This window comes from Streptomyces sp. NPDC051322 (genome assembly GCF_040689485.1).
In the GTDB taxonomy this organism is placed as follows: Bacteria; Actinomycetota; Actinomycetes; order Streptomycetales; family Streptomycetaceae; genus Streptomyces.
Map to the genome: position 1 here is coordinate 766,936 of NZ_JBFBAK010000001.1, position 12,444 is coordinate 779,379.

The 12,444-nt window shown below is 69.9% G+C and carries 11 protein-coding genes; 4 read left to right on the top strand and 7 right to left on the bottom strand.

The window, feature by feature from the left end; translation table 11 throughout:
• Positions 1–45 precede the first annotated feature (45 nt).
• Positions 46–1,182, bottom strand: coding sequence for a molecular chaperone DnaJ (gene dnaJ, locus AB0436_RS03585; protein WP_366465988.1), 1,137 nt, complete (start codon positions 1,180–1,182; stop codon positions 46–48).
• Positions 1,183–2,193: a heat-inducible transcriptional repressor HrcA gene (gene hrcA / locus AB0436_RS03590; protein WP_365850010.1), complete on the bottom strand. Its 1,011-nt coding sequence runs from the start codon at positions 2,191–2,193 to the stop codon at positions 1,183–1,185.
• 159 nt (positions 2,194–2,352) lie between these two features.
• Here hrcA and AB0436_RS03595 point away from each other — a divergent pair, with 159 nt between their 5' ends.
• Both AB0436_RS03595 and AB0436_RS03600 read left to right on the top strand, forming a co-directional pair.
• Positions 2,353–3,081: an MBL fold metallo-hydrolase gene (locus AB0436_RS03595; RefSeq protein WP_366465989.1), complete on the top strand. Its 729-nt coding sequence runs from the start codon at positions 2,353–2,355 to the stop codon at positions 3,079–3,081.
• Between the two features lie 10 nt (positions 3,082–3,091).
• Positions 3,092–3,913, top strand: coding sequence for a DUF3097 domain-containing protein (locus AB0436_RS03600; RefSeq protein WP_366465990.1), 822 nt, complete (start codon positions 3,092–3,094; stop codon positions 3,911–3,913).
• A 94-nt stretch (positions 3,914–4,007) separates the two neighbouring features.
• On the opposite strand, the gene hemW is transcribed toward AB0436_RS03600, so the two are convergent.
• The 3 genes from hemW to lepA form a co-directional block, all read right to left on the bottom strand.
• Positions 4,008–5,249 carry a radical SAM family heme chaperone HemW gene (hemW, locus tag AB0436_RS03605; RefSeq protein WP_366465991.1) on the bottom strand — a complete coding sequence of 414 codons (1,242 nt, stop codon included), beginning with the start codon at positions 5,247–5,249 and terminating at the stop codon, positions 4,008–4,010.
• Between the two features lie 90 nt (positions 5,250–5,339).
• Complete coding sequence (locus AB0436_RS03610; RefSeq protein ID WP_366465992.1) at positions 5,340–7,220, bottom strand: AMP-dependent synthetase/ligase; 1,881 nt, start codon at positions 7,218–7,220, stop codon at positions 5,340–5,342.
• Positions 7,221–7,473: 253 nt separating this feature from the next.
• On the bottom strand, positions 7,474–9,348 hold the full coding sequence (gene lepA / locus AB0436_RS03615; RefSeq protein ID WP_366465993.1) for a translation elongation factor 4: 1,875 nt from the start codon (positions 9,346–9,348) through the stop codon (positions 7,474–7,476).
• 233 nt (positions 9,349–9,581) lie between these two features.
• On the opposite strand from lepA, the gene rpsT reads away from it, so the two are divergent.
• Positions 9,582–9,848, top strand: a complete 267-nt coding sequence (gene rpsT, locus AB0436_RS03620; protein WP_365850020.1) for a 30S ribosomal protein S20 — start codon at positions 9,582–9,584, stop codon at positions 9,846–9,848.
• 199 nt (positions 9,849–10,047) lie between these two features.
• Here the strand turns inward: rpsT and holA are convergent, their stop codons facing one another.
• Positions 10,048–11,037, bottom strand: a complete 990-nt coding sequence (holA, locus tag AB0436_RS03625; RefSeq protein WP_366465994.1) for a DNA polymerase III subunit delta — start codon at positions 11,035–11,037, stop codon at positions 10,048–10,050.
• Positions 11,038–11,126: 89 nt separating this feature from the next.
• Between holA and AB0436_RS03630 the strand changes: the two genes are divergently transcribed.
• Complete coding sequence (locus tag AB0436_RS03630) at positions 11,127–11,372, top strand: hypothetical protein (RefSeq protein ID WP_366465996.1); 246 nt, start codon at positions 11,127–11,129, stop codon at positions 11,370–11,372.
• Between the two features lie 71 nt (positions 11,373–11,443).
• Here the strand turns inward: AB0436_RS03630 and AB0436_RS03635 are convergent, their stop codons facing one another.
• Positions 11,444–12,334, bottom strand: coding sequence for a YceI family protein (locus AB0436_RS03635; protein WP_366465997.1), 891 nt, complete (start codon positions 12,332–12,334; stop codon positions 11,444–11,446).
• Positions 12,335–12,444 lie beyond the last annotated feature (110 nt).

The window sequence follows — 12,444 nt, forward strand, 5'->3', positions numbered from 1 at the left end:
CCCGGGGGACGACCCCCGGACCCCCAGCCGCGCAACCGGCCGCGCCTACCGACCGTTGAACGCGTCCTTCAGCCGCGAGAACAACCCCTGCTGCCCCGGCTGGAACTGGCCCGTGGGCCGTTCCTCGCCGCGGAGTTTGGCGAACTCGCGGAGCAGACGCTCCTGTTCGGGGTCGAGCTTCGACGGGGTGAGCACCTCGACGTGCACGATCAGGTCGCCGCGGCCACCACCGCGCAGATGCGTGATGCCGCGCTGGTGCATGGGGATCGACTGGCCGGACTGGGTGCCGGGCCGGATGTCGACCTCCTCCAGCGCGTCCAGCGTCTCGAGCGGCACCTTGGTGCCGAGCGCTGCCGCGGTCATGGGGACGGTCACCGTGCAGTGCAGATCGTCCCCACGCCGCTGGAAGACCGCGTGCGGCAGCTCGTGGATCTCGACGTACAGGTCGCCGGCGGGGCCGCCGCCGGGGCCCACCTCGCCCTCGCCCGCGAGCTGGATGCGGGTGCCGTTGTCGACGCCGGCCGGGATCTTGACCGTGAGCGTGCGGCGGGAGCGGATGCGTCCGTCGCCCGCGCACTCCGGGCACGGGGTCGGCACGACCGTGCCGAAGCCCTGGCACTGCGGGCACGGCCGCGAGGTCATGACCTGGCCCAGGAAGGACCGGGTGACCTGCGAGACCTCGCCGCGACCGCGGCACATGTCGCAGGTCTGCGCCGATGTGCCGGGGGCCGCGCCCTCGCCGCTGCAGGTCGCGCAGACCACGGCGGTGTCGACCTGGATGTCCTTGGTCGTACCGAAGGCCGACTCGTTGAGGTCGATCTCCAGGCGGATCATCGCGTCCTGGCCGCGCCGGGTGCGCGACCTCGGCCCGCGCTGCGACGCCGTACCGAAGAAGGCGTCCATGATGTCCGAGAAGTTGCCGAAGCCGCCCGCGCCGAAGCCACCGGCTCCGCCGCCGCCCGCCTGCGAGAGCGGGTCGCCGCCGAGGTCGTAGACCTGCTTCTTCTGCGGGTCGGACAACACCTCGTAGGCGGCGTTGATCTCCTTGAAGCGTTCCTGCGTCTTGGGATCAGGGTTCACATCCGGGTGGAGCTCACGCGCCAGCCGCCGGAATGCCTTCTTGATCTCGTCCTGCGAAGCGTCGCGGCGCACGCCGAGTACGGCGTAGTAGTCCGTGGCCACTTACGACTCCGCCAGGATCTGTCCGACGTAACGTGCCACTGCGCGTACCGCTCCCATCGTTCCGGGGTAGTCCATGCGGGTCGGTCCGACCACGCCGAGTTTGGCGACTGCCTCGTCGCCCGAACCGTAGCCGACGGCGACGACCGATGTGGACGTCAGGCCCTCGTGGGCGTTCTCATGCCCGATGCTTACGGTCATGCCCGAGTCCTCGCCGAGCAGTTTGAGGAGCACGACCTGCTCCTCCAGGGCTTCCAGCACCGGCCTGATGGTCAGCGGGAAGTCATGTCCGAAGCGGGTCAGATTGGAGGTGCCGCCGATCATCAGCCGCTCCTCGGTCTCCTCCACCAGCGTCTCCAGCAGGGTCGAGAGGACCGTCGCGACGGTCCCCCTGTCCTCCTGGTCGAAGGAGTCGGGAAGATCCTGCACCAACTGCGGCACATCCGCGAAACGGCGCCCCACGACCCGGCTGTTGAGCCGGGCCCGCAGATCCGCCAGGGATGTCTCACCGAAGGGTGCGGGACAGTCGATCATGCGTTGCTCGACCCGTCCGGTGTCCGTGATCAGCACCAGCATCAGCCGGGCGGGGGCCAGCGAGAGCAGCTCCACATGCCGGACCGTGGAACGGGTCAGCGACGGATACTGCACCACGGCGACCTGCCGGGTGAGCTGCGCGAGCAGCCGCACTGTGCGGCCCACCACGTCGTCGAGGTCGACCGCCCCGTCCATGAAGTTCTGAATGGCGCGCCGCTCGGGCAACGACAGGGGCTTGACGCCCGCCAGCCTGTCGACGAACAGCCGGTAGCCCTTGTCGGTCGGGATACGCCCCGCGCTGGTGTGCGGCTGGGCGATGAATCCCTCGTCCTCCAGGGCGGCCATGTCGTTGCGGACGGTGGCCGGGGAGACACCGAGCCGATGCCGCTCGGTGAGCGCCTTGGAGCCGACCGGCTCCTCGGTGCCCACATAATCCTGGACGATGGCGCGCAACACTTCGAGTCTGCGATCGCTGAGCACCCGCGCACACCTCCAGTTGTCGATCGTCGGAACCCGCCTGGCACTCTGTGCGTTCGAGTGCCAGCAGCTACCCAGTGTACGGCGGTGAGGTTCACCCCTGGCAAGCACGGCCCGTCACGCTATCGCGCCGGTGCCGGCCATTCCCGATAGCGTCACGGTATGGACGTCACTTGGGAAGACTCCGGCTGGGAACACCTCGCCGCGGATGTCGGCCGGCGCCGTCTGCCCGGCTGGGACGCGACCGTCGGGCTGATCGCGGGACGAGAAGCGGTGCTGCTGTACGACACCGGCTCGTCGCCCCGTGAGGGCGCCGGGATCCGTGCCGGGGCGGCGGAACTTCTCGGCCGGAGCGTGACGCACATCGCGTTGAGTCACCCGCATTTCGACCATGTACTGGGCACCGCCGCCTTCCCCGGTGCCCGGGTCTACGGAGCGGTGGGCACCGATCATTTGCTCGCCCGGGGCTCCCGCGGGGCGGCCGCCCTGCGCGAGGAGGCGGTACGCCACGGCATCCCGCCTGCCGAGGCCGACGACGCGGTGGCCCGGCTGGTCGGGCCGCACCACCTGGTCTCCGGTGAGCTGTCGCTGGATCTGGGCGGACGGCAGGTCGTGCTGGCGAACATCGGCCCCGGTCACACCGGCCACGATCTGGTGCTGCTGGTTCCCGGCAGTCCCGACGTCGTCTTCTGCGGCGATCTGGTCGAGGAGTCCGGCGAGCCGCAGGCCGGCCCGGACGCGATGCTCCCGCAGTGGCCCGCGGCCCTGGACCGGCTGCTCGCGCTGGCCGGCGACGACGCGCTGTACGTGCCCGGGCACGGGGCCGTGGTGGACGCCGCCTTCGTCCGGGCCCAGCGCGAGATGCTGGCAGCCCGCTCCCGGTTGTCGTAGCGTCTGGCGAATGCGCAGCTACAGCCCCGACTTGACGCCGCCGTGGAAGAAGAAGCAGACGCCCGCCCCGGAGGTCGCGGCCGAACCCGATCTGGTCGTCGAGGAGGTCACCACCGGGTTCTGCGGTGCGGTGATCCGGTGCGAGAAGACGGCCGAGGGGCCGACCATCACCCTCGAGGACCGCTTCGGCAAGCACCGGGTCTTCCCGATGGCCCCGCGCGGCTTCCTGCTGGAGGGCCGCCCGGTCACCCTGGTCCGCCCCACAGCGGCCCCCCGGGGCCCCGCCCGCACGGCGTCCGGCTCCCTCGCCGTCCCCGGCGCACGCGCCCGGGTGGCCCGGGCCGGACGGATCTACGTCGAGGGGCGGCACGACGCGGAACTCGTGGAACGGGTGTGGGGCGACGACCTGCGGGTCGAGGGGGTGGTCGTGGAGTATCTGGGCGGCATCGACGACCTCCCGGCGATCGTCGCCGAGTTCGGCCCTGCGGCGGATGCCCGGCTCGGCGTGCTCGTCGACCATCTGGTGCCCGGTTCCAAGGAGTCCCGTATCGCTGCGGCCGTCTCCAGCGACCACGCGCTGATCGTGGGCCATCCGTACATCGACGTGTGGGAAGCCGTGAAGCCGTCGGCCGTGGGCATCGCGGGGTGGCCGTCGGTGCCGCGGGGGCAGGACTGGAAGACGGGGGTGTGCCGGGCGTTGGGGTGGCCGGAGAACACGGGTGCGGCCTGGCAGCACATCCTGTCCCGGGTCCGGTCGTATCGGGATCTTGAGCCGGAGCTGCTGGGGCGGGTGGAGGAGCTGATCGATTTTGTTACGGGCACGGCGGGGTGAACGGGTGGAGGTGCCATGATCAGCCCCTCCGGCGCTTGAGGAGCGGGGTCCGGGGCGGAGCCCGGGCAAGCGGGGAGCGGGAAGCGGGGAGCGGTCAGTCCACCAGGTCCCGCACTACCGCGTCCGCCAGCAGCCGGCCCCGCAGGGTGAGCACCGCCCGTCCCTCTTCGAAGGGCCCTTCCGACAGCAGCCCGTCGGCCCGCGCCCGCCGCGCCGCCGCCAGACCGGCCGGGGCGAGGATCGACAGCGGACAGCCGTCGATGAGCCGCAGCTCCAGCAGGATCCGCTCCACCCGGCGGTCCTCGGCGGGCAGGATCTCCCGGCCCGCGCCGGGGGACTTCCCGGCCGTCAGGGCAGCCGCGTACGCGCCGGGGTGCTTGACGTTCCACCAGCGGACGCCGCCGACATGGCTGTGCGCGCCGGGGCCGGCGCCCCACCAGTCGGCGCCCCGCCAGTAGAGCTCATTGTGGAGGCAGCGGCCCGCCGGGGTCCGGGCCCAGTTGGAGACCTCGTACCAGGAGTAGCCCGCATCGGCCAGCACCGAGTCCGCGATCAGGTAACGGTCGGCGTGGACGTCGTCGTCGGTCATCGGTACCTCGCCCCGGCGGATCCGCCGGGCGAGCTGGGTGCCCTCCTCGACGATCAGCGCGTAGGCGGAGATGTGGTCGGGGCCGGTGCCGACCGCCGCGGCCAGCGAGGCCCGCCAGTCGTCGTCGGACTCCCCGGGAGTGCCGTAGATCAGGTCGAGGTTGACGTGGTCGAAGCCCGCTGCCCGCGCCTCCGCGACGCACGCCTCGGGCCGGCCGGGCGTGTGCGTGCGGTCGAGGATTTTCAGTACGTGCTGCCGGGCGCTCTGCATCCCGAAGGAGATCCGGTTGAAGCCGCCGGCCCGCAAGGTCTCCAGATACGCCTGGTCGACCGACTCGGGGTTGGCCTCGGTGGTGATCTCGGCGTCGTCGGCGAGGCCGAACTCGTCCCGGACCGCCGCGAGCATCCGTACCAGGTCGGCCGCGTCCAGCAGGGTCGGTGTGCCGCCGCCGACGAACACCGTGCTGACCGGTCGCGGGTCGTCCCCGAGGACCTTGCGGGCCAGTCCGACCTCGTCGATCAGGGTCGAGGCGTAGTTGTCCCGGGAGGCCAGTACGCCGCCGGAGCCGCGCAGCTCGGTCGCGGTGTAGGTGTTGAAGTCGCAGTAGCCGCAGCGGCTCGCGCAGTAGGGCACGTGCAGATAGAAACCGAGGGGCCGCTCCCCCGCACCCTCCAGGACATGACCGGGCAGCGCCCCGTCGTCGGGCATGGGTTCACCATCGGGCAGTGCGGAAGGCATGTACCCCATTGTCACACCCGGACGACCGGTCCCTCCGCCATCCGAGGCAGCCGGGCGGCCGGGCGGGCGGGGTTGGAACGCGCCCGCCCACCCGCCGTGCTACGCCTCGCGTGAGCCGGCGTACATGTCCTCGATGAGCGTCCGGTACTCGCGCTCGACGACCGGCCGCTTCAGCTTCAGGCTGGGCGTCAGCTCGCCGTGCTCGATGTCCAGGTCGCGGGGCAGCAGCCGGAACTTCTTCACCGTCTGCCAGCGCTGCAGCCCCTCGTTGAGCCGCTGCACATAGCCGTCGATCAGCGACTCGACCTCCTGGGAGGCCACCACGTCGGCGTACGACCTGCCGCCCAGACCGTTCTCCTCGGCCCAGCCCAGGATGGTCGGCTCGTCGAGTGCGATGAGCGCCGTGCAGAAGTTCCGGTCCGCGCCGTGCACCAGGATGTTGGAGACGAAGGGGCACACCGCCTTGAACTGTCCCTCGACCTCGGCCGGTGCGATGTACTTGCCGCCCGATGTCTTGATCAGGTCCTTCTTGCGGTCGGTGATCCGCAGGTAGCCGTCGGCCGACAGTTCGCCGATGTCACCGGTGTGGAACCAGCCGTCGGACTCCAGCACCTCGGCGGTCTTCTCCGGCAGCCCGTGGTAGCCGGACATGATGCCGGGACCGCGCAGCATGACCTCGCCGTCGCCGGCGATGCGGACCTCGGTACCGGGCAGCGGCTTGCCGACCGTGCCGGTGCGGTAGGCCTCGCCCGGGTTGACGAAGGACGCGGCGCTGGACTCCGTCAGGCCGTACCCCTCCAGGATGTGGATGCCGGCGCCGGCGAAGAAGAACCCGATGTCCGGAGCCAACGCGGCCGAGCCGGAGACGCAGGCGCGCAGTCGTCCGCCGAACGCCTCGCGGATCTTGGCATAGACCAGCGCGTCGGCGATTCTGTGCTTGGTCTCCAGGCCGAAGGGCGCCGATGCGATGCCGGTGCGGCGGAAGCTGTCCTGGGTGGTCCTGGCGTACTCACGGGCCACCTGGGCGGCCCACTGAAAGATCTTGTACTTGGCTCCGCCGCCGGCCCGGGCCTTGGCGGCGACCCCGTTGTAGACCTTCTCGAAGATGCGCGGCACCGCTGCCATGTAGGTCGGCTGCACCACCGGCAGGTTCTCGATGATCTTGTCGACCCGGCCGTCCACCGCGGTGACATGGCCGACCTCGATCTGCCCGGAGGTCAGCACCTTGCCGAAGACGTGCGCCAGCGGCAGCCAGAGGTACTGGACGTCGTCCTTGGTGATCAGGCCGGTCGCCACGGTGGCCCTGGCCATGTACGACCAGTTGTCGTGCGGCAGCCGGACGCCCTTGGGCCTGCCGGTGGTGCCCGAGGTGTAGATCAGCGTGGCGAGCTGCTCGGGCGTGATGGCCGCGATCCGCTTCTGCACCGCTTCGGGGTTGTTCGCCAGGTACGCCGCGCCGCGGGCCTCCAGGTCGGCGAGGGAGAGCACCCAGCCGCTCTCGTCCGGCTCGACCCCGGTGCTGTCGATCACCACGACGTGGCTGAGGTGGGGCAGACCGGCCCGCCGCTCGCGGGCCTTGGCCAGTTGCGCGGCGTCCTCGGCGATCAGGACCCGGCTGTCGGAGTCGGCGAGGATGTAGGACGACTCCTCGCCGTTCGTCGAGGGGTAGATCGTGGTGGTGGCCGCGCCGGCGCACATCACCCCGAGGTCGGTGAGGATCCACTCGATCCGGGTGGACGATGCGAGCGCCACCCGCTCCTCGGGCTGTACGCCGAGATCGATCAGGCCGGCGGCGATCGCGTACACCCGCTCGGCCGCCCGGCCCCAGGTCAGCGACTTCCACTCGTCGGGTCCGTCGCCGGAGGCTGCGGGCACCGGGAAGCGGTATGCCTCGGCGTCGGGCGTCTCCGCGACCCGCTGGGTGAAAAGGGTCGCCACGGAGGGCGGCCGGCTATCGATCAAGGTCTGTGTGTCGCTCACGACGTCGTCCTCCGGGCCTGCGGGCAGCATTGCGCGACTGGCTGGTGGCTGGTAATTGAACTGGCGAGTAACTAAGACTCAGAGTAGAGCGCCGGTGTCCGCCACGTAAGAGGGGGTAAGCGTGCGCTTCATAACGAACGGGCCCCCACGCCGAAGCGCGGAAGCCCGTCGGTCAGGCCGCGGAACACCTCCCCGGCCTGCACTCTGTCTGGTTCTCGGCCGATCTTCGGCCTATGTCACTCGCCCGTCCGGGCTACTTCTTGGCCTTGCCGTCGCCGCCGGACTCGTCGGTGGACAGCACCGCGATGAAGGCCTCCTGCGGAACCTCCACATTGCCCACCATCTTCATCCGCTTCTTTCCCTCTTTCTGCTTCTCCAGCAGCTTCCGCTTACGGGAGATGTCACCGCCGTAACACTTGGCGAGGACGTCCTTGCGGATGGCGCGGACGGTCTCCCTGGCGATGACCCGGGCGCCGATGGCGGCCTGGATGGGCACCTCGAAGTTCTGCCGCGGGATGAGCTTCTGGAGCTTGGCGACCAGCCGCACCCCGTACGCGTACGCCTTGTCCCGGTGGGTGACGGCGGAGAACGCGTCGACCTTGTCACCGTGCAGCAGGATGTCGACCTTGACGAGCTGGGCGCTCTGCTCGCCGGTGGGCTCGTAGTCCAGCGAGGCGTAGCCGCGGGTCTTGGACTTCAGCTGGTCGAAGAAGTCGAAGACGATCTCGGCGAGCGGCAGCGTGTAGCGGATCTCGACCCGGTCCTCGGAGAGGTAGTCCATGCCGAGCAGGCTGCCCCGGCGGTTCTGGCAGAGCTCCATGATCGCGCCGATGAACTCGCTGGGCGCGAGGACGGTGGCCCGGACCACCGGCTCGTGCACCTTGTCGATCTTGCCCTCGGGGAACTCGCTCGGGTTGGTGACGAGGTGCTCGGTGCCGTCCTCCATCTCCACCCGGTAGACCACGTTGGGGGCGGTGGCGATGAGCTCCAGATTGAACTCGCGCTCGAGCCGCTCCCGGACCACGTCGAGGTGCAGCAGCCCGAGGAAGCCGACCCGGAAACCGAAGCCCAGGGCCGCCGACGTCTCCGGCTCGTACACCAGCGCGGCGTCGTTGAGCTGCAGCTTCTCGAGCGCCTCGCGCAGGTCCGGGTAGTCCGAGCCGTCCAGCGGGTAGAGCCCCGAGAAGACCATCGGCTTGGGGTCCTTGTAGCCGCCGAGCGCCTCGGTCGCGCCCTGGTGCAGGGAGGTGATGGTGTCACCCACCTTGGACTGCCTGACGTCCTTGACGCCGGTGATGATGTAGCCGACCTCGCCCACGCCGATGCCGTCGGCCGGGGTCATCTCCGGGGAGGAGACGCCGATCTCCAGCAGCTCGTGGGTGGCGTTCGTGGACATCATGCGGATGCGCTCACGCTTGTTGAGCTGGCCGTCGACGACCCGGACATAGGTGACGACGCCGCGGTAGGAGTCGTACACCGAGTCGAAGATCATCGCGCGGGCCGGTGCGTCCGCCTGACCGACCGGGGCGGGGACGTCCCTGACCACCCGGTCGAGCAGCGCGTCCACCCCGACACCGGTTTTGGCGGAGACCTTGAGCACGTCCTCCGGCCGGCAGCCGATGAGGTTCGCCAGTTCCTCGGAGAACTTCTCGGGCTGCGCGGCCGGCAGGTCGATCTTGTTGAGCACCGGCACGATGGTGAGGTCGTTCTCCATCGCCAGATAGAGGTTGGCGAGGGTCTGCGCCTCGATGCCCTGGGCGGCGTCGACCAGCAGGATGGTTCCCTCACAGGCCGCGAGCGAACGGGACACCTCATAGGTGAAGTCCACGTGGCCCGGGGTGTCGATCATGTTGAGGATGTGGGTACGGCCGATGTCCTCGCCCGCGGAGGGCGCCCAGGGCAGCCGGACCGCCTGGGACTTGATGGTGATGCCGCGCTCGCGCTCGATGTCCATCCGGTCGAGGTACTGAGCGCGCATCTGCCGCTGGTCGACGACACCGGTCAGCTGGAGCATCCGGTCGGCAAGCGTCGACTTGCCGTGGTCGATGTGCGCGATGATGCAGAAATTGCGGATCAGCGCCGGGTCGGTACGACTCGGCTCGGGCACGTTGGTAGGAGTCGCGGGCACGCAGGGTCCTGATTCTTGAGACGGCGGGCGTCTCGTCTCGGGCGATGGCGGATCGATACGTAGGGACCATGGTCCCACGACTGGGAGGGTCGGACCGTTTTGGGCCGGTGGGTGGACGACTGGTACCGTGGTCAGCTGTGCCTCCTACCCTCTCCGCACGAGCTCCTTACGAGTCCGTACGGGTCGGTGCGAGGCGCTCATCGAAATTCAATCGAACCTGAAAAGGCTCTTTCGTGGCGAACATCAAGTCCCAGATCAAGCGGAACAAGACCAACGAGAAGGCGCGCCTGCGCAACAAGGCCGTCAAGTCGTCGCTCAAGACCGCGATCCGCAAGGCCCGTGAGGCCGCTGTTGCGGGCGACGTCGAGAAGGCCACCGTGGCCGCTCGCGAAGCCTCGCAGAAGCTCGACAAGGCTGTCAGCAAGGGTGTCATCCACAAGAACGCCGCTGCCAACAAGAAGTCCGCCATCGCCAAGCGCGTTGCCGGCCTCTCGGCCTGAACGACCCTGACTGACGGGGCTCGCTGAGCCCCACCCGTCGCACCGGACCCAGCGGCCCCTCTACCGCTCCGGGACGACGACCCCGCGCCGCACACGGCCTGCGTTCGCCACGCGGGTGCGGCGCACACATGCTTGAGCCCGGGCCCCGTCGCCCGTCCTTCCCCAGGACGGAGGCGGGGCCTTCGGCGTGTCCGGTTCCTCAGCGCCGCATGCGCGCCGCCTCGGCCACCGTCACGACGGCCTTCTCCAGGGCGTACTCCGGATCGTCGCCGCCGCCCTTGACGCCGGCATCGGCATCCGCGACCGCCCGCAGCGCGGCGGCCACCCCGTCCGGCGTCCAGCCCCGCATCTGCTGCCGCACCCGGTCGATCTTCCACGGCGGCATCCCGAGCTCGCGCGCCAGATCCGCGGGCCTGCCGCCGCCGCGCGCCGACGACAGCTTGCCGATGGCCCGCACGCCCTGAGCCAGCGCGCTGGTGATCAGGACGGGGGCGACCCCGGTCGAAAGCGACCAGCGCAGCGCCTCCAGCGCCTCCGCGGCCCGCCCCTCGACGGCGCGGTCCGCCACCGTGAAGCTGGAGGCCTCGGCCCGGCCCGTGTAGTAACGGCCGACGACCGCCTCGTCGATGGTGCCCTCGACGTCGGCGACGAGCTGGGAGGCCGCACTCGCGAGCTCCCGCAGATCGCTGCCGATCGAGTCGACCAGCGCCTGGCACGCCTCGGGCGTGGCCGAACGGCCCAGCGCACGGAACTCCGAGCGTACGAAGGACAGCCGCTCGGCGGCCTTGGTCGTCTTGGGACAGGCGACCTCCCGTGCACCGGCCTTGCGCGCCGCGTCCAGCAGCGCCTTGCCCTTGGCTCCGCCGGCATGGAGAAGGACCAAGGTGATCTCCTCGGCGGGGGCGCCCAGGTAGTCCTTGACGTCCTTGACCGTGTCGGCGGTGAGGTCCTGGGCATTCCGCACGATCACCACCTTGCGCTCCGAGAAGAGCGAGGGGCTGGTCAGCTCGGCCAGGGTGCCGGGCTGCAGCTGGTCCGGTGTGAGATCGCGGACGTCCGTGTCGGAGTCGGCGGCGCGGGCGGCCGCGACCACCTGCTGCACCGCGCGGTCGAGCAGCAGGTCCTCCTGCCCGACAGCGAGGGTGAGGGGCGCGAGCGGATCGTCGGTGGAATTCCTTCTGGTGGACATCGCGGTCCAGCATCGCACGGGGCACTGACACGGACGCTGCCACTCCCCCGAGGCGAGGCGCACGGGAACGGGTGCCCGAGAATGGACCGGTGAGCGACCTGAGACATGTGCTGGTGCTGCCCGACCGCGACACGGCGGACGAGGTGGCGGTGGAGCTCGCCGATCGCTTCGGCGTCGGCGACGAGCCCCAGCTCGTACGCGACGCGCTGGCCGGTGAGGACGACGCCGAGGACGCCCAGTGGCTGGTCGTCGTCGAGGACCCGGAGCGGCGGCTGGACCCTGCGGAACTGGACGCCCTGGCGGCGGAGTACGAGGGGTGGCTGGAGGCGCCGTAAAAGGGGCGGACCGCTGATCGGACCGCTGATCGGACTGCTGACCCGGACTGCCGACCCGACTACTGACCGGACTACTGAGTGGTCTTCCGCACGATCTGCACGTCGAGATCGACGGTGATGCTGTTGCCGACCACGGCGATACCGCGCGCCAGCATGGTCTGCCAACTGACCGTGAAGTCCTCGCGGTGCAACTCGGTGGTGGCGCGGCAGGCCGCGCGGGTTTCGCCCTCCATGCCGTTGCCGATACCCAGATAGCTGGTCTCGAGTGTGACGGTGCGGCTGACGCCGTGCAGGGTGAGCGCACCGGTCACGCCCCAGCGGGTGCCGCCGCGGTGGACGAAGCGGTCGCTGTAGAACTCGAGCGTCGGGAACTGCGCCACGTCGAGGAAGTCCTCGGAACGCAGATGGTCGTCGCGCATCCGCACGTTGGTGTCGATCGACGCGGCGTCGATGATGACGTGCATGGCGGAGTTCTCCATCTGGTCCGCGATCCTGACCGCGCCGGCGAAGGTGTTGAATCGGCCGTGGATCCGGGCGAGCCCGATGTGGCGGGCGGTGAAGCTGATCTGTGAGTGCATCGGCTCGATTTCCCACTCGCCGGGCTCCGGGAGCGAGGGGGGTTGAGCGATCTGCAGGGTGACATCGCCCAGACCGGCGTGACCGCCCTCGGTCACTGTGGCGTTTCCGCGGAAGGGCGTGAAGCCCTCACAGGTGACGGCCAGTCGGTACTCGCCGGCGGGCACGGTGGCGAAAATGGTTCCGTAGGGATCGGTCTCGCCGCCGACGACCCTGCGGCCCATAGGGTCCGAGAGGACGAACTGCGCCTGCTTCACGGGCTCGTTGACGGGATCGATCACCCGGCAGCTGAGCACTCCGGCGTGGGCGGGCACCGAGAGCCCGCTGAGCGGGCTGCCACTGCGGGCCGGGCCGGCGGAACCCTTACCAAGCCAACGGCTGAACACTTCTGGAAACCCCCGCGCGTCATGCTGACACTCGGTCGCACGCACAGCAGGACGTCATTGTCGGGGCGGCGACTCGCTGACGAGTAGGCATTCGATCACTGTCGCAACGT